Annotated in this window: 2 tRNA genes; both read right to left on the minus strand. The window is 50.5% G+C overall.

The features are described from left to right. Nucleotides 1-96: 96 nt before the first annotated feature. Nucleotides 97-173 (minus strand) — tRNA-Met (locus ACOEN1_RS13510). Between the two features lie 140 nt (nucleotides 174-313). Beyond that, nucleotides 314-390, minus strand: a tRNA-Met gene (locus ACOEN1_RS13515).

Genomic DNA, 390 nt, shown 5'->3' on the forward strand with positions numbered 1-390 from the left:
CCCTACCGGGACTCGAACCCGGGTTACCGCCGTGAAAGGGCGGTGTCTTAACCGCTTGACCATAGGGCCTTGATTATGTATTTTTACAAATTTAATTGGTAGCGGCGAACGGATTTGAACCGCTGACACTACGGGTATGAACCGTATGCTCTAGCCACCTGAGCTACGCCGCCATGTAAGTTGTGAGTGTAATGGATCTGGGCGTATAGCACAGATACTAAATAATGGTTGTACCCAAAGGGCACTCCCCAATGATTGATACAAAATTATGGTTGCACCCTTCGGGTACGCCTGAATGAATAAAACTAAATAGTGGTTGCGGGAGCAGGATTCGAACCTACGACCTCCGGGTTATGAGCCCGACGAGCTACCGGACTGCTCCATCCCGCG

This window comes from Gudongella sp. DL1XJH-153 (assembly GCF_049310905.1).
In the GTDB taxonomy this organism is placed as follows: Bacteria; Bacillota; Clostridia; order Tissierellales; family Tissierellaceae; genus Gudongella.